Annotated in this window: 19 protein-coding genes; 10 read left to right on the top strand and 9 right to left on the bottom strand. The window is 65.1% G+C overall.

All coding sequences use genetic code 11. The features are described 5' to 3' along the window. The 4 genes from OO12_RS19645 to OO12_RS19630 all read left to right on the top strand — a co-directional run. Positions 1-293: enolase C-terminal domain-like protein (locus OO12_RS19645; RefSeq protein WP_034159618.1), on the top strand; the 293-nt coding region annotated here is incomplete at its 5' end. After that, a complete protein-coding gene (locus OO12_RS19640) occupies positions 290-1,564 on the top strand; it encodes an MFS transporter (RefSeq protein WP_082006668.1) in 1,275 nt (424 codons plus the stop codon). The genes OO12_RS19645 and OO12_RS19640, both read left to right, overlap by 4 nt. Next, the gene (gene uxaC / locus OO12_RS19635; RefSeq protein ID WP_034160432.1) at positions 1,561-2,973 is read left to right on the top strand and encodes a glucuronate isomerase; all 1,413 of its coding nucleotides are present in this window, start codon (positions 1,561-1,563) and stop codon (positions 2,971-2,973) included. The genes OO12_RS19640 and uxaC overlap by 4 nt, the downstream gene beginning before the upstream one ends. Continuing rightward, entirely contained in the window at positions 2,970-4,379 is a 1,410-nt protein-coding gene (locus tag OO12_RS19630) for a mannitol dehydrogenase family protein (RefSeq protein ID WP_034160431.1), read from the top strand. The genes uxaC and OO12_RS19630 overlap by 4 nt, the downstream gene beginning before the upstream one ends. Before the next feature lie 4 nt (positions 4,380-4,383). On the opposite strand, the gene OO12_RS19625 is transcribed toward OO12_RS19630, so the two are convergent. The 3 genes from OO12_RS19625 to OO12_RS27100 are packed head-to-tail and all read right to left on the bottom strand — an operon-like array spanning position 4,384 to position 5,956. Then, positions 4,384-4,818: a nuclear transport factor 2 family protein gene (locus tag OO12_RS19625; protein ID WP_160296852.1), complete on the bottom strand. Its 435-nt coding sequence runs from the start codon at positions 4,816-4,818 to the stop codon at positions 4,384-4,386. Positions 4,819-4,846: 28 nt separating this feature from the next. Beyond that, on the bottom strand, positions 4,847-5,452 hold the full coding sequence (locus tag OO12_RS19620; protein WP_052216081.1) for a hypothetical protein: 606 nt from the start codon (positions 5,450-5,452) through the stop codon (positions 4,847-4,849). Between the two features lie 39 nt (positions 5,453-5,491). Beyond that, positions 5,492-5,956: a cytochrome P460 family protein gene (locus OO12_RS27100; RefSeq protein WP_052216080.1), complete on the bottom strand. Its 465-nt coding sequence runs from the start codon at positions 5,954-5,956 to the stop codon at positions 5,492-5,494. A gap of 328 nt (positions 5,957-6,284) precedes the next feature. Between OO12_RS27100 and OO12_RS19610 the strand changes: the two genes are divergently transcribed. Continuing rightward, positions 6,285-7,253 (top strand): transporter, encoded by a 969-nt coding sequence (locus OO12_RS19610; protein WP_200887520.1) that lies wholly within the window; start codon positions 6,285-6,287, stop codon positions 7,251-7,253. On the opposite strand, the gene pdxR is transcribed toward OO12_RS19610, so the two are convergent. After that, a complete protein-coding gene (gene pdxR / locus OO12_RS19605) occupies positions 7,247-8,791 on the bottom strand; it encodes a MocR-like pyridoxine biosynthesis transcription factor PdxR (RefSeq protein WP_052216079.1) in 1,545 nt (514 codons plus the stop codon). The genes OO12_RS19610 and pdxR overlap by 7 nt on opposite strands. Positions 8,792-8,929: 138 nt before the next feature. On the opposite strand from pdxR, the gene OO12_RS19600 reads away from it, so the two are divergent. From OO12_RS19600 to OO12_RS19585, 4 genes are all read left to right on the top strand, one after another. Beyond that, positions 8,930-10,435 (top strand): MFS transporter, encoded by a 1,506-nt coding sequence (locus OO12_RS19600; RefSeq protein WP_052216078.1) that lies wholly within the window; start codon positions 8,930-8,932, stop codon positions 10,433-10,435. Beyond that, complete coding sequence (locus tag OO12_RS19595; RefSeq protein WP_034160429.1) at positions 10,435-11,622, top strand: Gfo/Idh/MocA family protein; 1,188 nt, start codon at positions 10,435-10,437, stop codon at positions 11,620-11,622. Before OO12_RS19600 ends, OO12_RS19595 begins: the two co-directional genes overlap by 1 nt. Further along, positions 11,619-14,099: a beta-mannosidase gene (locus tag OO12_RS19590; RefSeq protein WP_152616540.1), complete on the top strand. Its 2,481-nt coding sequence runs from the start codon at positions 11,619-11,621 to the stop codon at positions 14,097-14,099. Before OO12_RS19595 ends, OO12_RS19590 begins: the two co-directional genes overlap by 4 nt. 344 nt (positions 14,100-14,443) lie before the next feature. Further along, positions 14,444-16,501, top strand: coding sequence for an alpha/beta hydrolase family protein (locus tag OO12_RS19585; RefSeq protein ID WP_034160428.1), 2,058 nt, complete (start codon positions 14,444-14,446; stop codon positions 16,499-16,501). A 36-nt stretch (positions 16,502-16,537) separates the two neighbouring features. Here OO12_RS19585 and OO12_RS19580 read toward each other — a convergent pair whose 3' ends face one another. From OO12_RS19580 to OO12_RS19560, 5 genes are read right to left on the bottom strand one after another with little or no spacing between them, the layout of a single operon-like run. Beyond that, on the bottom strand, positions 16,538-17,761 hold the full coding sequence (locus OO12_RS19580; protein ID WP_034160427.1) for a serine hydrolase domain-containing protein: 1,224 nt from the start codon (positions 17,759-17,761) through the stop codon (positions 16,538-16,540). Next, a complete protein-coding gene (locus OO12_RS19575; RefSeq protein WP_235364897.1) occupies positions 17,761-18,996 on the bottom strand; it encodes a glycoside hydrolase family 1 protein in 1,236 nt (411 codons plus the stop codon). Before OO12_RS19575 ends, OO12_RS19580 begins: the two co-directional genes overlap by 1 nt. Positions 18,997-19,008: 12 nt before the next feature. After that, complete coding sequence (locus OO12_RS19570) at positions 19,009-19,641, bottom strand: TetR/AcrR family transcriptional regulator (protein WP_034160425.1); 633 nt, start codon at positions 19,639-19,641, stop codon at positions 19,009-19,011. Positions 19,642-19,687: 46 nt separating this feature from the next. Beyond that, positions 19,688-20,656 carry an alpha/beta hydrolase gene (locus OO12_RS19565; RefSeq protein WP_034160424.1) on the bottom strand — a complete coding sequence of 323 codons (969 nt, stop codon included), beginning with the start codon at positions 20,654-20,656 and terminating at the stop codon, positions 19,688-19,690. Positions 20,657-20,659: 3 nt separating this feature from the next. Beyond that, positions 20,660-22,975, bottom strand: coding sequence for a TonB-dependent receptor (locus OO12_RS19560; RefSeq protein ID WP_034160436.1), 2,316 nt, complete (start codon positions 22,973-22,975; stop codon positions 20,660-20,662). A 476-nt stretch (positions 22,976-23,451) separates the two neighbouring features. On the opposite strand from OO12_RS19560, the gene OO12_RS19555 reads away from it, so the two are divergent. Then, complete coding sequence (locus OO12_RS19555) at positions 23,452-23,784, top strand: hypothetical protein (RefSeq protein WP_160296851.1); 333 nt, start codon at positions 23,452-23,454, stop codon at positions 23,782-23,784. Positions 23,785-23,987: the final 203 nt, after the last annotated feature.

Below are 23,987 nucleotides of genomic sequence, written 5' to 3'. Positions count from 1 at the left end.
ATGTCCGCACTGGCTGTCACGGCGCGACCGATCTGTCGCCCGTGGCGATGGCGGCGGCGCTGCATTTCGATCTGTCGGTGCCCAATTTCGGGGTGCAGGAATATATGCGTCACACGCCCGAGACCGACGCGGTCTTCCCGCACGCCTACAGCTTCGACCGCGGCATGATGCATCCCGGCGACACGCCTGGGCTCGGGGTCGAAATCGACGAGGCGCTCGCCGCAACCCATGAGTATAAACGCGCCTACCTGCCGGTGAACCGGCTGGAAGACGGCACCATGTTCAGCTGGTGAGCGCACCCGGCATTCAAAAGCCGCGCGGCCGGGTTCGCTGGGTGGTCTGCGCGCTGCTCTTCGCGGCGGTGGTGCTGAGTTATATCGACCGGCTGGTCCTGCCGACGCTGAAGCCTTCGCTGCAATCGCATTATGGCTGGAGCGAGACCGGCTATGCCAATCTCGCCATCTGGTTCCAGGCTGCCTACGGCATTTCCTATGTGCTGTTCGGGCGACTCGTCGACCGGTTCGGGGCGAAGATCGGCTATACCGTCGCGGTGACCTTATGGACGATCGGCCATGTCGTGCACGCCCTGTTCACTTCGACCGCGGGCATGCTGATCGCACGCCTGCCGCTGGCGATCGGTGAGGCGGGGACATTCCCGGCGGCGCTCGCCGCGACCAATGAATGGTTCCCGCGCCGCGAACGCGCGCTGGCGATCGGTATCTTCAATGCCGGCTCGAACGTCGGGGCGATCGTCACCCCGTTGATCGTGCCCCTGATCGCCGTCACGCTCGGCTGGCGCATGGCGTTCATCCTGACCGGATTGCTGACGGTGATATGGCTTGCCGCCTGGCTGCTTTTCTATCGCCGCCCGCGCGAGCATCCGACGATCACGCCGGAGGAACTGGCCTGGATCGAAAGCGAACCGGTCGAGCCGGGCGCGCCGACCTCCTGGCGCACGCTGCTGCGGCTGCGCCAGACCTGGGCCTATATGCTCGGACGCTTCCTGATCGATCCGGTGTGGTGGACATTCCTGTTCTGGCTACCCGATTTCTTCAATCGGCAGTACGGCGTCACCATGCTTGCTTTCGGTCCGCCTTTGGTCGCGGTCTATCTGCTGGCCGATGTCGGATCGATCGGCGGCGGCTGGCTCTCCTCGCGGCTAATCGCGCGCGGGCGCACGACCAATCGCGCACGCAAGACCGCGATGTTCGCCGCGGCGGCATGCGCGCTGCCGATCGCCTTTGCCACGCAAGTACCGGGCATGTGGTGGGCGGTGCTGCTGATCGGTCTCGCCTGTGCCGGGCATCAGGGCTTTTCGGCCAATCTCTACGCATTGCCCGGTGACTTGTTTCCGCGCCGCATGGCCGGGTCGGTGATCGGGCTCGGTGGGCTCGCCGGGGCAGGGGGCGGCATGCTGATGGCGGCTTATGCCGGACGCATCCTTGAAACGGTCGGCAGCTATCAGCCGATCTTCGTGGTTGCCGCCTGCGCCTATATGGTCGCGCTTGGCGTCATCCACCTTATCCTGCCACGCTATCAACCGGTCGAGCCGATCCACGCATGACAACACTCAATCTTCACCCCGACCGCCTGTTTCCGGCCGAGCCGCGCACGCGCGATATCGCCCGCAGCCTGTTTGCCGGCGTGCGCAATTTGCCGATCGTCAGCCCGCACGGCCATACCGATCCGGCATGGTTCGCCGGCAACGCCCCGTTTCCCGATCCCGCCAACCTGCTGATCGTGCCCGACCATTATGTCCTGCGCATGCTGATGAGCCAGGGCGTGCCGCTCGAGGCGCTTGGCGTGCCAACGCTCGACGGCGCCCCATATGAAGCCGATCCGCGTGCGATCTGGCGGCTATTCGCCCGGCATTACCATTTGTTCCGGGGCACGCCGTCGCGGCTGTGGCTCGACTATGTCTTTGCCGACGTGTTCGAGATCGAGGTGCGGCTGGAAGAAGCAACTGCCGACCAATATTATGACGTGATCGATGCGGCGCTGGCGACTGAGGCGTTCCGCCCGCGCAGCCTGTTCGAGCGCTTCGGGATCGAAGTCATCGCGACGACCGAGGGCGCGCTCGACACGCTCGACCATCACCGCGCGATCCGCGAGAGCGGCTGGTCCGGCCGGGTCGTCACCGCCTATCGGCCCGACGCGGTGACGGATCCTGATGCCGCCGATTTCGCGGCGAATCTCGAACGCTTCGGCACGCTGGCCGGCGAGGATGTTTCGAGCTTTGCCGGCTATCTGCGCGCGCACCGGGCGCGCCGCGCTTTCTTCCAGTCGATGGGCGCGACCTCGACCGATCATGGCCATCCCAGCGCGACGACCGCCGACCTGGCCGCCGCCGAAGCCGAGGCGCTGTACCAGAAAGCGCGCGCCGGCCGTGCCACTGCCGCCGAGGCCGAGCTGTTCCGCGGTCAGATGCTGACCGAAATGGCGCGGATGAGCATCGAGGACGGGCTGGTGATGCAGCTCCATCCCGGCGTGCATCGCAGCCACAACCCGCAGGTGCTGGCCCGCTTCGGGCGCGACAAGGGCGGCGACATTCCGCTCGCCGGATCGTTCGTCGATGCCCTGAAGCCATTGCTCGATGCCTATGGATCGGACCCGCGCCTGACGCTGATCCTCTTCACGCTCGACGAAACGACCTATTCCCGCGAACTCGCACCGCTTGCCGGCCATTATCCCGCGCTGCGCATCGGCCCGCCCTGGTGGTTCCACGACAGTCCGGAAGGGATGCGCCGCTTCCGCGAACAGACCACCGAGACCGCCGGCTTCTACAATGGCGTCGGCTTCAACGACGATACGCGCGCATTCCTGTCGATCCCGGCGCGGCACGATGTCGCGCGGCGGATGGATTGTGCTTTCCTCGCGCAGCTGGTCGCGGAGCATCGCCTCGACGAGGATGAAGCGCATGAGGTCGCGCGCGCGCTGAGCTATGATCTGGTCAAGCAGACCTATAAATTGTGACGCGCCTGTCCGCCGCCACGCTGGCCGGGCTGCCGGCCGATGTCGAAGGTCCCCGCTATGACCGCGCGCAGGTCGGGACCGGCGTGGTCCATCTCGGTATCGGCGCCTTTCACCGCGCGCATCAGGCGGTGTTTTTCGAGCATGCCCTGAATGGCGGAGATCTGCGCTGGGGCGTCAGCGGTGCCTCGCTTCGGTCGCCTGTGGTGCATGATGCGCTCGCGCCGCAGGATGGACTCTATTCGGTCGTCACCCGCGACGGGGCGGAAGAGCGCGTGCAAGTGATCGGTGCGGTGCGCGAGGTCCTGGTCGCGCCCCGGGATCCGGCGGCACTGCTGGCAAGGCTCGCCGCGCGCGACACGCATATCGTCACGCTGACCATCACTGAAAAAGGCTATGCGGCCGGTACGCCCGATTCTGCCGCCGGCTATCTCGCTGCCGCATTGGCCGAGCGTCGCGCGAACGGCATCGATCCCTTCACCGTGATCTCATGCGACAATCTTTCCCATAATGGCGATCGCTTGAAACAGGCCGTGCTGGCCGCCGCGCGCGCCAGCGATCCGGCGCTGGCCGACTGGATCGAGCACAAGGCCGCGTTCCCATCGTCGATGGTCGACCGGATCGTCCCAGCGACCAGTGAAGACGATATCGCGCACCTCGCCACGCGGATTGGGGTCGAGGACCGCGCGATGGTCAAGACCGAGCCATTCCGGCAATGGGTGATCGAGGACCGCTTCAGCGGCCCGCGCCCCGACCTTGAGGCGGCGGGCGTGCAGATCACCCGCGATGTCGCGCCGTGGGAAGACGCCAAGCTTCGCTTGCTCAACGGTGCGCATTCGGCGATCGCCTATCTTGGCGGCCTGGCCGGTATCGCCTTCGTGCATGAGGTGATCGCGCGACCGGCCGCATTTGCGTTCATCGAGGCGCTGATGGACGAAACGGCGGCAACGCTGACGCCGCCGCCGGGGCTGGATATTCCCGCCTATCGCGCCGCGCTGCTCGCCCGCTTCGCCAATCCGGCGCTACAGCACCGCACGCGCCAGATCGCGATGGACGGATCGCAGAAGCTGCCGCAGCGGCTGCTCGCGCCGATCGCGACGCTGTTCGATCGGGACCGTGCCGCGCCGACGCTGACTCTCGCGGTCGCGGGCTGGATGCGCTGGACCGCGGGTCGCGACGATCAGGGCGAACCGCATGCGGTCGAGGATCCGCTGGCCCCGGCAATCGCCGCTGCGCTGGGTGGAGCAACCGATCCGGGCGACCGGGTGGCGGCATTGCTGTCGCTGCGGCAGATCTTTCCGGAACGTCTTGCCGCCGATCGCCCGTTCCGCGATGCGCTGACGCGCGATGTGGCGATGCTGCACGATCAGGGTGCGCTGGCGACGCTGGAGCGGTTCAGGCGCGGATAGGGTTTCAGGGCATGCGCGTGACCTGGATATGCACCACGCGCCATTGCCCCTTGATGCGGTGGAAGGTGTCGGCGTAGCGGAAATGGCTCGCGAACGCCGTGCCGCCGGATATGCCTTTCAGCACCGTCTCCGCGCCGACGATCCCGGCATCGGGGCCGAGGCTCGTCACGACACGGTCGACCAGCACGATCGGCTCGTAACTGTCGCCGGCCCCGGTCCAGCCCGCGATGAAATCGCGCTTGCCGAGCCGTTTGCCCGACCCGTCGATGAACACCAGATCGTCGGACACCATCTCGGTCAGTGCCGTGCCATCCTTGGTCAGTTGCGCCTTGTCGAACGCGTCGGCGAAGGCGACCAGCGTATCGCCCCGCTGCCCAGCCGGTGCCGCCGTCGCTGGTGTTGCGACCGCCAGGGCCAGCATTGTTATCGACAGTCTCATCGTCATTCCCCTGATCGCTTGTCGGCGTTTACCCGGTCCGCGTGAAATCGGAGATCCAGTTCACTTCCCAGGTCTTCCCCGCATCGCCGGAAAAAGACTGTTCGATCCTGAAGCTCTTGCCGACCATGGGCGAGAAGATGAAGCGCACGAAGATCTGGCGGTCGCCGAGCACATCCTGATTGTAGAATTCGCCGCGGCCGCTCGCATCGAACCCGCCGATCATCGCCGGCGTGATCGCGCCGTCCCTGGCGTTCGCCCAGCTGATCTTCCATTGGCGCGATGCCGGGTCGTAGAGCCTGAGGCTCAGACCCTGGATCTGGCCACCGGGGCCGGACACGTTCAACTCGCCGAGATTGGCGTTGCCATCCCACACTTTGCGCACGGTCGAGACGCCGTCATAGTCGACCCAGTCGGTCGATCCGGTCAGCGGACGCAGGCGCCGCGAGATATGCGCGGTCCAGGCGCCGAATTCGAAATCGAAATCACGCGCGCCGTCGCGCAGCACGGGCATCGGCTGGCCGGCCGGTCGCCCGGCGGGCGCGTGCGACTGGGCAAAGGCGGGCGCCGGCGCAAGAGCGACGATCGTGCCGATGACCAGCCCCCGGACTGTTTGCGCGAGACGTGTGTTGATCATGGCTGTGCCTTCCTGGTGGACCGATGCCGGGATCGCGGGTCAGCCGTCGAACGCGCTGAAGACATGGTCACGTTTGGCGTTCTCATGGCATGCGGCGCAGACCTTGACGGCCTGATCGCCGGTGACGCTGATTTTCGTGCGGCTGTCGCCATCGAATTCGATGAAGCGCCAGCCGGTGCGGCGCTTCTCCATCACGTCGAGCAATTTGCGCGCGGTCGGGTCGATCGTGCCAGGGCCGGTCTTCACATCATGAACGTCGAATATCAGGACGGAACCGAGCGGAAATACGCCAGTGCGATAGCCGGTCAGCGCGCGATCATTGGCGTAGATGTAATGGATGCCGCCATAACGCGGAAAGCCGGGATTGCCCTCACCGATATAGGCGCTCGAAATATGCGTCCAGCCGCGGAAGCCCGCCGGATAGGCGATTTCGGGTTCGGGCGTGGAACTCGCCGTTGCGACGGTCGCAACGGCAGCGAGCGCAATGATGCCGGACAGGTTCATGGGTGGGAGTGTGTGGCATGGAGCCGGCGGCCACAACGGCCACTTGCCGTCGATTTGACCCGACCACTTTACGGGGTCGAACTGGGCTCCCCGGGGCGATGAACCTTCAAGCATCTGCTCTGTCGCCAGGAAATATCCCGGCCCGGGCCGGCCATGTCCCGCGGATCAAAAGTGGACTGATACAAATCCTGGGAGGTGGAGCTTGCTGGAGGCAGTGGTCCGCTCGAAACCCACAGCCCGATCCGGAGGGCCAGGGCGTGACCAGACAATGGAGTTCGAGCGCAAGCGACGGAGTGGCGGCCAGTCGCCGCAATGCGATGGTCCCGACATGACCCGATGGCCGAAACCCCTCCTGTGCTGCGCGATCGCAAACCTGTCGTCGATGCCCGCGATGGCGCAGGATTTGCCGGCTGGACCGGCGACCCTTGTACCCGACCGTCAGCCGCTCGATCAGGCTTGGTGGACTGGCCCGATGCTGGCCAATTCGGCCGCGACACTGCCGCGCGGCCATGCGCTGATCGAAACCTATGTCTATGACCGCATCACCGCCACATCGCACGGGCTCGGGTCGCTGACCTATCTGCTCTATGGCGTGACCGATACGCTGACCCTTGGCGCCAAGCCGTCCTTCGGCTTCAATTCGGTCAGCAATGGCCGCGACGGTTCAGGCGTGGGGTTCGGTGATCTTACCCTGACGGCGCAGTATCGATTGACCTCGTTCGACGCGGGGCGATCGATCCCGGCGATCGCGCTTTCGGTGCAACATTCGCTGCCGACCGGAAAATATGACCGGCTTGGCGACCGGCCAAGTGATGGTTTGGGCAGTGGCGCTCACACCACCATCCTGTCGGTCTATGCGCAGCATTATTTCTGGCTGCCCAATGGGCGCATCTTTCGCGCGCGGCTGAACGCTTCCACGGCCTTTTCCGACGCAGCGAAGCTGACTGATGTCAGTGTCTATGGCACGCGTGACGGCTTTCGCGGTCGTGCCCGGCCGGGCAAGTCGTTCAGCCTCGGCGTTTCCGGCGAATACAGCCTGACGCGCAGCTGGGTGCTGGCGCTTGATCTCATCTACAATCATGATGATCCGACGCGCGTGCATGGCTTCGATATCCGTGATGCGGTGAATCCGATCCGCTACCGCACCGGGTCGAGCGACGGGTTCGCGATCGCGCCGGCGATCGAATATAGCTGGAAACCCAATCTCGGCGTGCTGCTGGGCACGCGTTTCGTTCCTCGGGGGCATAATGTCACCGCGTCGATCACCCCGGCGTTGGCGATCAACTATGTCTATTGATCCGCGGCCTCGCGCATCGTCCGCCGTACCAGCGCCATGGCGCGGCGGATCGCCGGGCCGTCCAGCGATCCCAGCCCGAACACCAGCCCGGCCTTGCCCGCTGGTCCCATGTAATAGCGCCGCAAGCTACGGATCTGGACGTTACGACGCAGCAACGTTGCGGCCACCGCATCGACATCGATCGTACCGTTGGACAGGGCCGTGACATGCTGGCCGTAAGAGGAGTCGATCGGGTCGAGCCATTCGGCGAAATCGTCGCGTAGCAGGTCGAGCAGCGCATGCCGGCGCTCGTCATAGACGCGGCGCATCCGGCCGATGTGCCGGGTCAGGTGGCCGCCCGCGATGAAGCCGGTCATTGCCGCCTGCGCCGGCAGCGAACAGGGGCCGTCGATGCAGATCTTGACCGTTACCAGCGCGCTCTTCGCCCAGGCCGGCGGCAGGACGAAGCCAAGCCGGATATTGGGTAGGGTCGATTTGGAGAAGGTGCCGACATAAAAGACCACATCGTCCTCGTCGGCGGTCTTCAGCGCCTTGATCGGCCCGCCCTTGGCGCGGAATTCGCCGTCATAATCATCCTCGATGATGATCGCGCCATGCGCGCGCGCGAATGCGATCAACGCGGCGCGGCGCTCCTTCGACAGGGTCGATCCGAGCGGGAACTGGTGTGAAGGGCTGACGCAGATGATGTCGACATCGGCGGGCAGTGCCTCGATCACCATGCCTTCGCGATCGACCTCGACCGGGCAGAGCCTGGCGCCGGCCGCGGCGAAGGGGATACGCGTGGGCGTATAGCCCGGATCCTCGACCGCGACGACGGTCCGGCCCGGATCGACCAGCGCGCGCGCAAGCATGTCGAACGCCTGTTGTGCGCCGCTGGTGACGATCAGGTCGTCGGCATGGCAAGCGATCGCGCGCACCACCGACAAATGCATCGACACCGCCGAGCGCAGATCGGGGTCGCCCTGCGGATGGCCATAATTGAACGGCGCACGCTCGAACGCGCGGACCTTTTGCGCTGAAACACGGCGCCAGATGGCGAAGGGAAAATTCACCAGATCGACCAGGCCGGGGCGGAAATCGAAACGCTCGGGATAGGTCGCCACGTCCGCCGCAGTGGCGGTGCCATCGTCGAAAAAGCCGAACGCCGAGGTGACTTCGGGCCGCAACCAGAAGGGGTTGAGCCGGGGGTCGGCGCCTCCGACATCCGGCGATCGCGCGGTACGCGCTTCAGGCAGCCGATCGGCGACATATGTCCCCGAACCGTGCCGCGCGGTCAGATATCCTTCGCCGAGCAATTGATCATAGACCGCGACGATCGTCGTGCGCGCCATGCCGAACAGCGCGGCCGATTTGCGGCTCGACGGCAATCGGCTGCCCGGCTTCAATTGCCCGCCGAGGATCGCCGCTTTGAGCTGTTCATGGAGCAAGCGCGACCGGTGCGGCGTGTCCGCCGTCCCCACATCCAGTTCGACCTCGAAAATCGCCACACCCAATCGCCCCGATTTCACCGCGCCGAACGCCAGTGCAGTCAACGCCACAAGGCGGCGGATTTCAATGGCCTGGTTCGGCCCGCGCCCGGATCCACGTCACAGCCAGGGGCTTGAGTCCGGCGCGTCACCGGCCTAAGAGTAAAAACAGAACGGTGTGTCTGTAAGTGCGCCGCAGAGAGGATAGTCATGGAAGCTGAACCGATGGCGGACCGAATCGATCATGCCGGGGCTCAGCGCCTGCTGCGCCTGCCATTGGGTATCAAGCTGGGTTATGCCGCCGGGCAATTGCTCGAAGGCGTGATCGTCAATGCGACGAACATCTTCCTGCTGTTTTACGTCACTGCCGTCTGCGGTCTGTCGGGCTGGCTTGCCGGGATCGCGCTGGCCGCCGGGCTGATCGTCGATGCCGTGATGGACCCGATCATTGGCTCCATGTCCGATGGCTGGCGCTCGCATTATGGCCGCCGCCTGCCGTTCATGGTCGCCGGGCTGATCCCGGTCATCCTGTGCTTTGTCGGCATCTTCTCGCTGCCTGTCGGGCTGGATCAGGCCTTGCTGTTCGCGATCGTCACCGCGCTGTCGATCCTGTTGCGGGTGTCGCTGTCGCTGTTCATCCTGCCTTATCAGGCGATCGGCGCTGAGCTGAGCGACAATTATAACGAGCGGTCGGGCATCATGGCCTGGCGCTGGGGTGTCGGTTATGTCGGCGCGTTGATCGCGGTGCTGCTCGGCTTCGGCGTCTTCTTCCGCGGCAAGACCGGCCTGTCGCGGCATGGCGCCTATACGCCGTTTGCGTTGAGCCTCAGCATCGTCGTGATCGTCGGCGCTTTGCTTGCGATGCGCGCGGTCTGGGCAACGCGCGATCGTCATCATCCGCCGGTATCGGTCGAGGGCAATTTCCTGCTCCGTGTGTTCGGCGAACTGGTCGAAGTGTTCCGCAATCGTTCGTTCCGCATCCTGTTCATCGGCGCGCTGCTCTTCTTCCTCGCGCTCAGCGTGCACACTGCGCTCGGCCTGCACGCCAATACCTTCTTCTGGCATTTCACCTCGGGCCAGACTCAGATGGTAACGCTCGCGATCTTCTCCGGCCTGTTGTTCGGCGCGCCGCTTGCCGGGCCGTTTCTGGCGCGAATGGAGAAGCGCACCGTGCTGGTCATCGGCATGACCGGGCTGACCGTAGCGCAGGCCGGGCCGACTTTGCTCCGGCTGCTCGGGCTGTTCCCATGGGAGGGCGATATGCTGGCGCTGATCCTGTCGGTGATCATGCTGATCGGTGGCGCGCTGATGGCGGCGGCGGGCATCGCCTTCGCATCGATGATGGCCGATGCGGCGGATGAGCATGAACATTTGTTCGGCGCGCGGCGCGAGGGGCTTTATTATGCCGGCTGGGCCTTTGCGGTGAAGGCATCGGCGGGTCTTGGCGCGCTGGTCGCCGGCGCGGTATTGTCGATGATCGACTTCCCGACCGATCTCGCGGCGCATGGCGGTACCGCGGCGGTACTGCCCGAGCGCATGGTCGACATGCTTGGCCTGTTCTACGGCCCTGGTGCCGCGGTACTGTCGCTCGCAGCGGTGCTGTCCAATCTATGGTACCGGCTCGACAGCAAGGCGCATGCCGCGATCATGACTGACCTGACCGAACGGCGGCGCGCGACCGCCAATGCCGCCTCGATGGTCGGGCAAATGGTCTGATGGGCGATCCTCCCGGTATCGGCGTGATCGGATGCGGCATGGTCAGCCATGCCTATCTCGGTACCGTCGTGCGCTCGCCCGATGTGGTGCTTAAGGCGCTGAGCAGCCGCACGATGGAGTCCGCCGCGGCGCAAGCCGCGCGCTATGGCGGCGAAGCGATGACCACCGAGGCGCTGCTCGCTGATCCCGGCATCCAGTTTGTGGTCAATCTCGCGCCGCCCACGGTCCATCATGCGATCGGGCGGCAAGTGCTTGAGGCGGGCAAGCATCTCTATAGCGAGAAGCCGTTCGCGATCTCGCTCGATGAGGCGGAGGACCTGCTCGCGCTCGCCGAGGCGAAGGGGCTGCTGATCGGTTGCGCCCCCGACACCTTCCTTGGCGAGGGGCACCAGACGGCGCGCCGCCTGCTCGATGACGGCGCGATCGGCCGGGTGGTCGGCGGATCGATCGCCATGGCCTCGCGCGGCATGGAAAGCTGGCACCCCGATCCCGCCTTTTTCTACGCGCGCGGTGGCGGCCCGCTGCTCGATATCGGACCCTATTACCTCACTCAGCTGGTCAATCTGCTTGGTCCGGTCGCCGAGGTGACGGCGATCGGCACGCGCGCCCGCGACATCCGCACGATCACCGCGCCGGGCCGTGAAGGCGAGACGATCGCGGTCGATGTCCCGACCAACGTCAACGGCGCGCTGCTCTTCGAAAGTGGTGCGAATATCGCGCTGACCCTGTCCTGGGACGTGTGGAAGCACGTCCGTGCGCCGATCGAGCTGTACGGCGATAACGGCACCTTGCTGAACCCGGATCCCAACCAGTTCGGCGGCGCGGTCAAGGTGTCGGTCGGGGATGGCGACTGGTCGGTCACCGGCGATGCGACGCCGGCGCAGAAGTTCGACACTGCGATCCTCGCCAAATTCATGGCGGCGATGAAGCAGGGCATCGACCTGCGCACCGGCCGGCCGCTCGGCCGCGACACTGCGCTCAATGCCGGCGACCGGCGCGGGCTCGGCTTGCTCGATCTCGTCGCAGCGGTGGCTGAAGGACGCGCACCGCGTGCCAGCGGTCGGCTGGCGACGCATGTGCTCGACGTGCTTCTCGCGCTCGAATCCTCCGCGCTCGGCGCCGGACGGGTGGCGATCCGCTCGCGCGTCGAACGGCCCGCTTCGGTTACAGGCAGGAAGACCGCGTGACTCTCGACAATTGGATGATGCTCGATTGCGACCCCGGCGCAGGCGATCCCGCGCATTTGCCCGATACGGGCTGGCTACCCGTGCCCGCACCGGGCGATACCTATCTTGCGCTACACGCGGCGGGTCGCATTCCGCATCCCTTTGCCGATGAGAATGAGGCCGCCTGCGCCTGGGTCAAGGACCGCGAATGGTGGTGGCGGACGCAATTCGATGCCGTGCCGCCGGCGGCGGGCGAGCGCGTCGTGCTGACCTTTGACGGGCTCGATACCTTTGCCCGGATCTGGCTCAACGGCGTGGAGATCGGCGAGAGCGCCAACATGTTCCTCGCCGCGTCTTTCGATGTCGGAGCGCATCTGCGCGACGGCGGCAACGAGTTGCTCGTCCGTTTCACCCCGCCGGCGCTGGTCGTCGCCGACAAGCAGATGGACACCTGGGCGATCATCGCTGACCCGATCAAGGAATCGAAGCGCAACTTCATCCGCAAGGCGCAATTCGGCTGGGGCTGGGACTGGGGTCCGCGCTTGCCGACCATCGGACTCTGGCGACCGGTGCGGCTGGAGCGGCAATGGGTTGCGGCGATCGAGAACGTACGCTTCGAGACATTGGCGATCGGCGATGTCGCGCGGGTCGCGGTAACCGTAACCGTCGACGCGTTTGCCGGCGCGCCGGTGAACGCGTCGGTCACGCTCAGGACGCCGGCTGGCGAAACCATGGCGTCGGCAACGATCGACCCGTCCAGGGATGGCCGCGTCGAATTCGACATTGCCGATCCGCAGCTGTGGTGGACACCCGAACTTGGCGATCCAACGCTTTATGACCTTTGCGTCACGCTGATCGCGGACGGGCGGGAGGTCGATCGCGACCAGCGCAAGGTCGGCATCCGGACCATCACGCTCGACCAGTCACCCGACCCGGACGAACCCGGCTGCACCTTCTTCCGCTTTATCCTCAATGATGTGCCGATCTTCGCGCGCGGCGTGAACTGGGTGCCGGCAAGCTCGTTCGTCGGGGCGATCACCGAAAGCGATTATGCTGACCTGCTTGAGCGCGCCGCCGGTGCCAATATGAACATGGTCCGCGTCTGGGGCGGCGGCATCTACGAACATGATGCCTTTTACGACCAATGCGACCGGCTCGGCCTGCTCGTATGGCAGGATTTCATGTTTGCCTGCGCGCCCTATCCCGAGCATGAGCCCGATTTCGTGCAGAGCGTGCGCGACGAAGTGGCCTATCAGGTCACGCGCCTGCGCAGCCATGCCTGTCTTGCTTTATGGTGCGGCAATAATGAGGGCGACGCGGTCCAGGCGTTCATGAACCGCATGACCGGGCTGGACACGCCGTTCCTCGGCGATCTCTATATCCACGACATCATGCCGAAGACGCTGGCCGCGCTTGACCCGGCCACGCCCTATTGGCCGGGCAGTCCGCATGGCGGACCGAGTCACAATTCGATGCGCGGCGGCGATGTGCACAACTGGACGGTGTGGCACGGCCTGCCGCCGACGCCGGATGATGTGCCGGTCGGGACATTCGATCATTCGCCCGAGGCGGTCGCCTATACCCGCTATGCTGAGGATATGAGCCGCTTCGTCAGCGAATTCGGCATCCAGGCCGCACCCGCGCGCGCAACCTTTGCGCGCTGGATGAAGCCCGAGGCGATGGGACTTGGCGGCGCGGGATTTCTCAATCGCGTGAAGGATCACCCGCAGGACAAGGTCAATGCGATGCTGATCCCGGTCACTGGCTTGCCCGACACGCTCGCGCGCTATGTCGACTTCACTCAGATCGTCCAGGCAGAGGGGATGACGTTCGGCATCGAGCATTATCGCCGTCGCAGGCCGCATTGCTCCGGCACCCTGATCTGGCAGTATAATGATTGCTGGCCGGGGGTCAGCTGGAGCCTGATCGATGGCGACGGCGTGGCGAAACCAAGCTGGTATGCGGTACGCCGCGCCTATGCCCCGGTGGCGCTGTCGTTCCAGACGCTGGACGATGGACTGGTCGAGCTTTGGGTGGTCAACGACACGCGTGAGCCCGTCGAGATCGATGCGACGATCGACTTTGTCACGCTCGACGGCGCATCGCTCACCCGTGAAGACGTGAAGCTGTTCGCACCCGCCAATGCGGCCGAGGCGATCTGGAGCGGTCGGCCAGAAGGCGCGGCGGATCGAATTCTGCTGGTCCGCTCGCGCCAGGTCGAGGGCAATCGGCTGTTCTTCGTGCCGATCAAGGACATTCCGTTCGCCGGCAGGCCCGAAGCACGGATCGGGGCGATCGACGCGAACACGCTGGAGGTCACGGTGTCGGCTACACGCTATGCCTATGGCGTCATGCTCTATGCAGAGGATGCCGCAACGCGCTTTAGCGTCAATGGTTTCGACCTCGCCGGAGGTGAAAGCCGCACGGTGCTGGTGAGCAATGCGCGCCGGCCGATCGCAGTTGGCGATGTGACGGTCCGCTCGATCCTGCAGGTTTAGAGCGAATCGAGTTTCGGGGTTGGAGCGTTAGCCAATTCGCTGGAAGTCGGCGTTTCAATCCAACTTAACAGCAGCGGGATTTTCATTGCTTCCCCGGCGAAGGTCGGGGTCCAGTCGCGGGCATTCGTGCGCGCGCGGCGCGCGTTTCCACTGCCTCCCCCTCCCGGCCGAGCCCGCCCTTCGCCGGGGAAGAGGAAGTATGAATAACCATCAACGCACGCTCGCCCGCAAAATCGAGCCGGTTATCCGAGCGCATGACACGTATCCGAGCTTTGATCCCGCAGCCGCTTGCCTTCGGTCGGCAATTCGCCATTGTCCGCCAATCCAGCCGAAGGAGTCCTCCCTTGCGTTTCGCCCCCTTTGCTCTCGCTTTGCTCCTCACCACCGCGCCCGTCGTCGCCCAGGCCCAGACGCCTGCGCCGGCTGCCGAGGGACCGTCACGCGCCTTTACCGGGTCGGACCTGTTCGGCCTGTCGATCGCCGCCGATCCGCAGATCAGCCCGGACGGCCGCACCATCGTCTATGTTCGGCGCGCGGGCGATGTGATGACCGATCGGATGCAGTCGTCGCTGTGGCTGATCGATGTCGCCACTGGCCGCCAGTCACCATTCGCGACGCAAGGATCGAGCCCGCGCTGGTCGCCCGACGGTACGCGCATTGCCTATGCCGCCGCCGATGGCGATCGCGGCCAACTCTTCGTGCGCTGGATCGCGACCGGCGCCAGTGCGCGGGTGACCAGCCTGCCGGGCGATCCGGGCGCGCTGGCCTGGTCGCCCGACGGCACCCGGCTCGCCTATACCGCGACGGTTGCAGGGGAGGGCACCAGGCTCGGCAGCGCGCCGGCCAAGCCGGAGGGCGCCAAATGGGCCGAGCCGCTCGAGGTGATCGACCGCGTCACGTACCGCGCCGATGGGCCGGGCTATATCAAACCCGGCTATGATCATGTCTTCGTCGTTGCGGCCGATGGCGGCGCGGCACGCCAGCTGACCTTTGGCCGGTTCGACGATGGTGGGCCGCTGTCCTGGACGCCCGATGGCACCAGCCTGTTGTTCGCCGCGATCCGCGGACCCAAGGCAGAGCGCGAGGTGATGAATTCGGACGTCATCGCGGTCGATGTCGCGACCGGTGCGCTTCGCACCCTGACCAGCCGCGACGGCCCGGACGCCAGCCCGCGCGTCTCGCCCGATGGTACGCATGTCGCCTGGCTCGGTTTCGACGACACGCGGCGCAGCTATGAGAATACACAGCTTTATCTCGGCGACCGCAACGCCGCGTCGCCGCGCTCGCTCACCGCATCGCTCGACCGCAGCATTGAGGATGCGGTGTGGGCTGCCGATGGCCGCAGCCTTTATGCCAGCTATGACGATCATGGGCAGCGCCGCGTCGTGCGGATCGGGGTCGATGGCCGGATCACCACCCTGGCCGATAATGTGTGGGGTGGGGGGCTCGACCGGCCCTATACAGGGGGTGATTTCTCGGTCTCGCGCGGCGGCACGATCGCCTATACCGGCGGCGACGCCTCGTCACCCGCCGATATATGGGTGACGACCGCCGGCAAGCCGCGCCGCCTGACCAATCTCAACGCGGTGCTGACTGGCTCGAAGGCGCTGGCGCCAACCCGCAAGCTCAGCGTCACCGCCCCCGATGGCCGCGCGATCGACGCGTGGATCGCGACTCCGCCGGGTCGTACGCCGGGGCAGCGCGTGCCGCTGATCCTCGAAATCCATGGCGGACCCAATAGCGCCTATGGCCCGGGCTTCGCGACCGACATGCAACTCTATGCCGCGCACGGCTATGCGGTGCTGTGGACCAACCCGCGCGGATCGACCTCTTATGGCGCGGAGTTCGCCAATCTGATCGACAAGAACTACCCTTCGGCGGACTATGACGACCTGATGGCCGCGGTCGATGCGGCGATTGCCGACGGCACTGCCGATCCGGACAATCTGTTCGTCACCGGCGGATCGGGCGGCGGCGTGCTGACCGCATGGATCGTCGGCAAGAACAACCGCTTCAAGGCGGCCGCGACGCAAAAGCCGGTGATCAACTGGATCAGCGAGGCGCTGACCATGGACGCGACCCTGTTCACTTCGCGCTACTGGTTCACCAAGCTGCCCTGGGAGGATCCGATGAGCTATTGGGTGCGTTCGCCGCTCAGCCTGGTCGGCAATGTGAAGACCCCGACCCTGGTGGTGGTCGGTAGCGACGATTACCGCACGCCGGTCAGCGAATCCGAGCAATATTATGCCGCGCTGCAGATTGCCGGCGTGCCGACGGCGTTGGTCAAGGTGCCCGGCGCCGGCCATGGCAGCATCGCCGCCCGGCCGTCCCAGTCGGCCGCCAAGGCATCAGCGATCCTTGCCTGGTTCGACCGCTATCGCAAAGGAGCGCCCGCGCAGTAGCGCACGGCCGATATGAGGCGGGGCCGGTGTCCCGCCTCAATCGAGGATCGCGTCGGCCATCAGCTTCTGCGTCGTCGCCTGGAGCGGCGGCGCGGTGTAGGATAGCAGCTGGATCAGGCCGACGAACAGCAGGTCGTTCTCCGGGTCGACCCAGAACCATGTCCCCGCCGCGCCATCCCAGTGATAGGTGCCCTTGCCGACGGGAATTCCCGCCAGCTCCGGGTCGGTGAACACCACGCCATTATAGCCATAGCCGAAACCGGGACGGAATTTCTGGTGGCCGGCGACGATACGCCGTTCGAGCAATTCGTCGGGCAGGTAGTTGGTCATCTGCGCCTTGACGCTCACTTCGCTGACGATGCGTTTGCCGGCAAACTCCCCGCCGTTGAGCAGCATCTGCGCATAGCGCGCATAATCCGGCGCGGTGGAGATCAGCCCGGCCCCGCCCAGCGCCAGTGACGGCACTGTGTCATGATCGGGCAACAGCGGATTGGCGGCAAGCGGCATCAGCGCCGCGCCCTCTGCACCGAAATAGAGCGTCGCGCGCCGCTCGCGCTTTTCAGGCGGGGTATGGAACGCGGTGTCGACCATGCCGAGCGGGCCGAAGATACGCGCCTGCATGAAATCGGGCAGCGACTGGCCGCTCAACCGCTCGATGATCGCGCCCTGCAGGTCCATCGCGAGGCTGTAGCGCCAGGTCGATCCGGGCTGATAGACCAACGGCACGGTCGCGAGCCGCTGCACAAATTCGTTCAGATCCGCCGCGCTCCAGAGCCCGGCATCATGATAGAGCTTGTCCTCCGGCGTGCTGCCCTGAATGCCATAAGCGAAGCCCGCGCGATGAGTCATCAACTCGCCCATGGTCGGCGCGCGCGCTGCCTGCTCCAGGACCGGCTGGCCCGCCGCATCGAAACCGGCCAGCACTTTCATGCCGGCAAGTTCGGGCAAATGCTTCGCGATCGGATCCTCGGGCGACCATAAACCGGCATCATGCAGGATCAGCATCGCGGTGCCGGTGATCGGCTTGGTCATCGAGAAGATGCGGAACAGGCTGTCGACCTGCAGCGGTTTGCCGCTCGCCAGGTCCTTCACGCCCAATGTGCTGGTGTGGACCAGCTTGCCATGACGCGCGACGAGCGTGATGGCGCCCGCCACCACGCCCTTGTCGATCTGTGCCTGTACCGCCGCATCGACCCGCGCCAGGCCGTCCGGCGACAGGCCGACCTGCCCCGGGGTTGCCGGCTCCAGCACGCGCGTCATCAGATCAGGCCCGACTTCGCGATGCCGCCGAGATGATAGGCGCTCGGCTTGGGCGTGCGTTCGAACGTCTCGTAATTGACCTCGACCAGCCCGAACCGCTCGCCATAGCCGCGGGTCCATTCGAAATTGTCGAGCAGCGACCATTGGATGAAGCTGTGCACGTCGATGCCGTCGTCCAGGCATTTGCGCACCTCGGCCAGCGCGCCGTCGATATAGGCGATGCGCCGCGTGTCGTCGTTGGTCGCCATGCCGGTTTCGGTGACGTAGATCGGCACGCCGATGCGTTCGGCGGCGAAGCGGATCGTGCCGCCCAGCGCCTGCGGATAAAATTCATAATGCGCAGCGGTCATCTCCGCGCCCTCGGGCGCGGGCAGGCGGCCTTCGGCGCCGACCAGCACGCGCGAATAGGTCTGCACGCCGACGAAATCGGCCTTGCGCGCCGCTTCCAGCCACGGGCCATAGAGCAGGTCGATGACATGTTCCGAGATGTTATTCTCGCCCACGCCCTGCACGTCCTGCATGGTCAGGGTCAGGCCGACCGGGAAATCGCCCGGGCCCGCCTTCATCGCCGCCATCGCCTTGTCATGCGCGGCGAGCATATTCTCCTCGGTCGTCTCGACTGGTGCGAACAGCAGCGAGGAGAAGCGCTCCGATCCACATGCCCTGGCGCATGCCTCGAGCATTGGGTCATAGGTCGCGCGCGCTTCGGGGCCGCGCCGCAGCTGCGCGATCAGCCGCTGGATGTTCGCCTCATTGAAGGTCGAGGCGTAGGAGATCAGGTCGCCGAGCCGCTCGGTCGACTTTTCGGCAAAGCGCGCGAACAGGTCCGACCCGTCGGCAACTTCGAATCCGCCACGCGCCGCGAACCAGCGTGGTACAGTGAAGTGGTTATAAGTAACCATCGGCGCGAGCCCGCGCTTGTGGCACGCGTCGAGCAGGCGGCGATAGCGATCCAGTTCGGCGCCGGAGAACAGGCCAGGCTCGGGCTCGATCCGCGCCCATTCGATGCCTATGCGATGGCAGTTGAAGCCAAGATCGGCGGCGATCGCCACATCTTCCTCGAACCGGTTATAGCTGTCGCAGGCGTCGCGCGACGGTTCGTGATAAATGCTCGGCGTGACGGTCTCGCACAGCCAGGCGTCGGAGTTGATGTTGTTGCCCTCACTCTGGTGCGCGGAAATCGCGGTGCCCCATAAAAAGCCCTGGGGAACGGGTTTGCGCAACGGATCGGTCAACATGGTCTCCTGTTATTCGAGCAATTTGGGGTAAAGCAGGCCGAGCATCTCGCTCAGCACCGCGATCGACTTTTCGACCTCGGCGCGATTGTCCATGAACAATGCCTCGAGCGTCAGGCCGCGCACCGCGCCGACGAACACGCGGTGCACCGCTTCGCCATCCTCGCGCTCGACCAGGCCGAGCTGGGCATGCCGGTCGACCACCGCGGCATGCGCGTGCAGGTCGATATCGGATTGCAATGCGCGCAGCTTGACCGCGAGATCGTCATCCGACCGCGAAGCAAGCATGATCTCCATCACCGCGACGCCGGACGGGCAACTGATCGCCTCCCACATCGTCGCGGGCAGGGTCTTCATCCATTGCGCCGGCGATAGTGCCGTGAGCGCGCGCCGGTAATGCTCGGTGTCCGCCTCATACACCGCGCCGACCACGGCGAGCATCAGGTCGGTCTTGGCGGGGAATTGATGCGTCATCGCGCCGCGGCTGACCCCGGCTTCCTCGGCGACGATGGTGACCGTGGTCGCGCTATAGCCGAAGCGGTGGAGACAAATGATCGCCGCCTCGATCAGCTTGGCGCGCGTGTCGGCGCTTCGTTCGGCCTGGGGGCGGCGGGGCGGGCGGATCTTGGTGGCGGTCTGGGTCATGCGCGCAGTGTATCGGTGCGCGGCGCGGATGCCAGTGTCTCGCCGGTCATGACTGCAAATGCTCCGACCAGAACGCCGCCATTTCGGCCCAGGCGGCACGCCCCTCGGGCGCATCGGCAAGCAGCGACTGGAACACGTGCGGCATGCCTTCATAGAGTTCGAGCCGCGACGATTGCCCGGCCTCGCGCAGCCGGCGATGCAGCCGCACGCTGTCGCTGAGCAGCATTTCGCGCGTTCCGACCTGCAGCAGCACTGGCGGATAGCCTTTGGCGAAGTCGCCAAAGATCGGCGAGACCAGTGGGTCGGTCAAATCGGCGCCCGGCGCATAGGCCTGGCGCGCAAGGTGCCGCACCGTCGCGTCGAGATAGTCGACCGGGGCCAATGTTACGGTGGTGTCGCCTTCGCCGTGCAGGTCGGTGACCGGCGACAGCATGATCAACGCAGCCGGCATCGCCATGCCCCGATCGCGAAGCAGCAAGGTGGCGGCGGCAGCGATACAGCCACCGGCCGAATCCCCGAACAGGCCCATCCCGCCGGGCGCGACCCCTTGCTCGATCAGCGCGGTCCACACCGTGGCGACCTGATCGAGGATCACGTCCCATGTCCCGCGCGGCGCGAGCATATAGTCGATCGAGATCAGCCGCCGCCCGCTGGTCGCGGCGGCAAGGGCGGCGGTGAGCAGATTGGCGCGCGCGGAGCCGCTGACGAAGCCGCCGCCATGGACATAGACGATGACGCTGCCGTCATCGCGATGATCCCTGGGGCAGATGTCGAGTACCGCGACACCGCCCAAAATCCGCTCGGTGACGACCGGGGCCAGCGCCTCGATCGCCGACCGGCCGAGCTGTTCCGCCAGCACCGCGCCACGCGCTGCCGCTGCATCGAAATCGGCCAGAGTCTGCGGAATTGCCGGCGCCGGTATCGCGGCCAGAAAGGCGCGAATGCCCTCCAGCTTCGCTCGCGCCTCGGGTGAGACCGAAGCGGCAACTTCGAAATTCGCAGCGTCCTTGTTCATCCTTCAGAATTTCGCGTCGAGCGACAGGCCGATCACGCGGCGTGAATCAGTGCCTGAAATCTGCGAATAGGATTGCGGATCCTTTTGCTGCGCCGCGACCGAGGTCGGGAAGCGCACGCTCGCGCGGTACACATCGAACAGGTTTCGGCCGAACACTGCGATGCCGTAGCGCTGATCCGACGTGCGCAGGCCGATCCGTCCGCCGAAGATCGCCGCCGGCGCATTGGCCGCGAGCGGGTCGTAATTCGCGGTGAAATTGATCCGCGACGTGTAGACGACATCCGCCTGGACATAGGCGGCGAGGCTGTCGCTGAGCGACGCTTCATATTCGCCGCTGCCAGTCAGCTTCCATTTCGGGCTGCCTGCAAGGCGATTGCCGCCGGCATTGTCGGCGAGCGTCTTGGTGCCCGGCACGACGACGCAACCATTGGCCGCGGTCTGGAGCTGGGCGCAGGCGACATAATAGCCGTCGCCATATTTTGCGTCATTGTAGAGCGCGTTGAGATTGAGCGTGAGCCCATGGACCGGCCGGCCGAACACGCTCAGCGATACGCCCTTGGTTTTCAGCGACGGCGCATTGCCGAACACGAACTGTGAGATGCCGGGGTCGAAGAACTGTGCCTGGAAATCGGTCACCTTGGTGTAGAATCCGGCGAGATTGATCGCGAGGCGGCCATTGAGCAAGGTCGTCTTGATGCCGATTTCGCTCGCACACGGGATTTCGGGGCGGACGATGGTCGGGATGTTCGGCCCGATCGACTGGTCGTTGATCGACGGTCCCTTATAGCCCTTGGTGTAGGTGCCATAGAGCATGATGCCGTCGCTCAGGTCGAACTGCGCGCCGAGCCGGTAGGAGAAATAGGTGTCGCTGACCTTGCCGCGCTTGGTGCCGACACCGGCAAAGGCCGCACCGCCCGGTGTGGGTGTGCCGACGGTAAAGGCGCGGACGTCCTCATTGCCATAGCGCGCGCCGGCGATCACGCGCAGGGCGGATGTCAGGTTGAAGGTCGCCTGGCCGAACGCGGCGACGCTGGTCACTGACGATGTGGTCGCCACGCGCTGGCCGAACGGCACATTGGGCAGGGGAATGCCGATGCCGGGAACCGGCACGTCCCTGAACAGGAAGCCGCGCTGGTCGTTCGACGTGTCGAGCTGGCCATCGAAATAATAGAGCCCGCCGACATACTCGACGAACCCGCCGCTGCGGGACGTCAGCCGCAATTCCTGGCTGAAATTGCGATAGTCGCCGAGCGACTGGTTGCGGTTGAGCAGGTTGATCGGCACGCTGTCCGCATCGCTGCCGGTGCTGGTCTGCTTGAAGGCGCGATAGGCGCTGATCGAGGTCAGCGTGACGCCGCCGATCTGCATGTCGGCCTGACCGGAAAAGCCATAGGTCTTGGTTGTGGTCTGCTCGCCGCCATCGACACAGCCGTCCTGGTTTTGCTGGCCGACGGTCACGCCGCACGCGGCCAGGCGCTGCGACAACAGGCTGCCCGGGGTCGAATGATACACCGTCCAGGGCGCGCCGCCCTGCCGGTCGAACTGGGTGTAATCGGCGATCAGGTTGATGGTGATGTCCGCGGTCGGATCCCATTTGAACCGCGCGCGGCCGCTCTTGCCGATCGAATGCAGGAAGCTGCCATTGTAGCGGTTATACTGGTTTTCCGGCGCCTGGTTGTACGCCCCCGACACGCGCAGCGCGGCATTGCCGGCAATCGGCAGGTTGATCGTCGCGCGGCCGACATAAGTGTCGCGGCTGCCGACATCGGCATGGGCAATGACTTCGAACGCGTCGGGATTCGGCGCGACGGTGACGATATTGAGCACGCCGGCCGACGAGTTGCGGCCGAACAAGGTGCCCTGCGGTCCTTCGAGCACTTCGACCCGCGCCACGTCGAACAGCTGCGGCGGGTTGGCCGAGGTGTTGGCGAGCGCGACACCGTCGACGACCACACCGACACTGCCTTCGGACGAGCGCGAGAAGGACAGGCTGCCGACGCCGCGAATGCTCAGCGCGCCGAACGGCCCAGCGGTGTTGAGCGCCGGCGCGGCGCGGGTGATGTCGCCGACTTCGTTGATATTCTGGCGGGTGAGCTGTGCGCCATCGACCAAAGTGACCGACACCGGCACGTCCTGCAGTCGCTCTTCACGCTTGCTCGCGGTGACGATGATGTCGCCGACGCCGCCATCCTGTGAAGCCTCGGCGCCTTGCGTCGTGGTTGTATCCGGAACTGGCGTCGCGTCCTGCGCAAAGGCGGGCTGGCAGAACGCCATCAGCGCGGTGCCCGACACAAGCGCGATTTTCCGCTGAATACCCATCGAACTCATCCTCCCTCGCAACGGTCATCCGCCGTTCGACTCGCGATGTAGCATTGCATTTACAGAACGTACAGTCTGTTTGTTGAAGTGGGTAAGCGGGATGTATAGGTTGGGCTGGCTCGGGAAAGGACAGGAGAGCGAGGCGTGGTAACCTCAACCCCGTTCGTTTCGGGCGAAGTCGAGAAACGGGCCGCAAATGTCGCGCGGGTCGCGTATCCATAAAGCGGGAACGCCCCGCGCTGCTGGCAAGCGGTCGATCCGCCTTCCGGAAAAGGATGCGTGCCCAAAGTGGATGTTCGATAATGACAAGGGGCCAGCGGTTAAACACGTCGACCTTGAATATTCGCTGATGTCTTGGAGGCGCGTTGTTGAAAGACGAAAAGGAGCTCGATATGTTTCGCTGAGCACCATTTAATCGCTTTTTTTATGCGGGTGCGGGCCGGGGGCTGATCATGAATATGCGCTTTGGGGTCATGATGGCGCTCATCGTTTCAGGAGCATATGCGCCTGGAGCATTCGCCTCGGAAAAGGCGCGCAAGGTCGTGAAGATCGTCAAAATTGGAGAGGCCAGCTTCAAAGTGGTTCAGCGCGGCAATGACGCAGAGGTCTCGCGGCAATCGTTGATCGTAAAACTGAACGCGGAACATTACGCGCTCGCCGCGCGTGCCGCCGAATATGCATCGGGATGTGTGGTTGACTCGGCCTATACCGAAGGCCCTGCTTATTCCCGGGACAAGCTGCAAGTGGTCCTCAACTGCGCGATTAAATCCGCGCCTGCGCCGGCAGGCGTTGAAGTGAGCGACAGATAATTTGCTGCCTCGAACAACGGATGGACCGTAAACCACCAACCGCCACTCTTCCGCGGCTGCCGCTGGTCAATGATTCAGCCGCCATGTCCCAATCATCTCGGCAATTGTAGAACTGCGACCTTCAGGCCCCAAAAGCCGCTCATGCCTGTCAGTGCGGAACGCCAGACCATTCGAAGATTGCTCACCCCATAGTCGCCGCGCCC

Origin of the sequence: Sphingomonas sp. ERG5 (genome assembly GCF_000803065.1) — a bacterium.
In the GTDB taxonomy this organism is placed as follows: Bacteria; Pseudomonadota; Alphaproteobacteria; order Sphingomonadales; family Sphingomonadaceae; genus Sphingomonas.
The sequence above is the reverse complement of the archived record's forward strand: the minus strand, read 5'-3'. Positions and strand labels throughout refer to the sequence as shown.

What these genes read in the sequence shown, in the direction of transcription:
- uxaC (WP_034160432.1), top strand. Translation starts at nt 1,561, where the DNA reads ATGACAACACTCAATCTTCACCCCGACCGCCTGTTTCCGGCCGAGCCG.
- OO12_RS19625 (WP_160296852.1), bottom strand. Translation starts at nt 4,818, where the DNA reads ATGAGACTGTCGATAACAATGCTGGCCCTGGCGGTCGCAACACCAGCG.
- OO12_RS19620 (WP_052216081.1), bottom strand. Translation starts at nt 5,452, where the DNA reads ATGATCAACACACGTCTCGCGCAAACAGTCCGGGGGCTGGTCATCGGC.
- OO12_RS27100 (WP_052216080.1), bottom strand. Translation starts at nt 5,956, where the DNA reads ATGAACCTGTCCGGCATCATTGCGCTCGCTGCCGTTGCGACCGTCGCA.
- OO12_RS19610 (WP_200887520.1), top strand. Translation starts at nt 6,285, where the DNA reads ATGACCCGATGGCCGAAACCCCTCCTGTGCTGCGCGATCGCAAACCTG.
- OO12_RS19600 (WP_052216078.1), top strand. Translation starts at nt 8,930, where the DNA reads ATGGAAGCTGAACCGATGGCGGACCGAATCGATCATGCCGGGGCTCAG.
- OO12_RS19595 (WP_034160429.1), top strand. Translation starts at nt 10,435, where the DNA reads ATGGGCGATCCTCCCGGTATCGGCGTGATCGGATGCGGCATGGTCAGC.
- OO12_RS19580 (WP_034160427.1), bottom strand. Translation starts at nt 17,761, where the DNA reads ATGACGCGCGTGCTGGAGCCGGCAACCCCGGGGCAGGTCGGCCTGTCG.
- OO12_RS19570 (WP_034160425.1), bottom strand. Translation starts at nt 19,641, where the DNA reads ATGACCCAGACCGCCACCAAGATCCGCCCGCCCCGCCGCCCCCAGGCC.
- OO12_RS19565 (WP_034160424.1), bottom strand. Translation starts at nt 20,656, where the DNA reads ATGAACAAGGACGCTGCGAATTTCGAAGTTGCCGCTTCGGTCTCACCC.
- OO12_RS19560 (WP_034160436.1), bottom strand. Translation starts at nt 22,975, where the DNA reads ATGGGTATTCAGCGGAAAATCGCGCTTGTGTCGGGCACCGCGCTGATG.
- OO12_RS19555 (WP_160296851.1), top strand. Translation starts at nt 23,452, where the DNA reads ATGGCGCTCATCGTTTCAGGAGCATATGCGCCTGGAGCATTCGCCTCG.